At 45.5% G+C, this 787-nt stretch carries 1 protein-coding gene; it reads right to left on the bottom strand.

Annotation, left to right across the window (positions count from 1 at the left end; all coding sequences use genetic code 11):
* The coding region (gene rimO / locus A3766_RS06170) for a 30S ribosomal protein S12 methylthiotransferase RimO (RefSeq protein ID WP_068641936.1) at nucleotides 1–787 on the bottom strand (787 nt) is incomplete at both ends.

Here is a 787-nt window from a genome sequence, read left to right as displayed (position 1 = left end):
TCTGCTGAGCTCCTACCTACCGCGCCTTCTTCAACCACTTCGTCAATGATCACCCATTGCAATGAACCAACCTTTGCTCGCAAACGTTCGGCACTAATCTCAGCCTGCTTTTCCATAAACCTTTTGTGCCTACTCTCCTTCACTTCTTCGGGGACCTGATTCGCCAAGACGTTTGCTGGCGCGCCCTCTACAGGAGAATACGTAAAGCAACCTACACGATCTAACTGGGCCTCTTCTAAAAAGTCCAATAGCTCCTGAAAATCTTGCTCTGTTTCACCCGGAAAACCAACAATGAAGGTGCTTCTTATCGTAAGTTCAGGACATATCTCGCGCCAGGAACGAATGCGATCGATGACCTTCTCGCTGTGCGCAGGACGTTTCATTGCTTTTAGTATTTTTGCACTAGCGTGCTGGAAGGGAATATCCAAATACGGCAGAATCTTTCCTTCTGCCATTAAGGGGATCAGTTTATCAACATGAGGATAAGGATAAACGTAATGCATTCTTACCCATACACCCAATTCTCCTAGCGCAACAGCGAGGTCTTGCATACGTGTTTCGTGAGCCCGGCCTTCCATAAAATCGAGCTTATATTTAACATCGACACCGTAGGCGCTTGTATCTTGAGAGATAACAAGAAGCTCTTTTACACCACTTTCTACCAAGCGTTTGGCCTCTTCAATAACTTCAGAAATTGTGCGACTTACCAAATCTCCGCGCATATGAGGGATAATACAAAAGCTACAGCGATGGTTACATCCTTCCGAGATTTTAAGGTAAGCATAAT

It is taken from the genome of Oleiphilus sp. HI0132 (assembly GCF_001635845.1).
The sequence above is the reverse complement of the archived record's forward strand: the minus strand, read 5'-3'. Positions and strand labels throughout refer to the sequence as shown.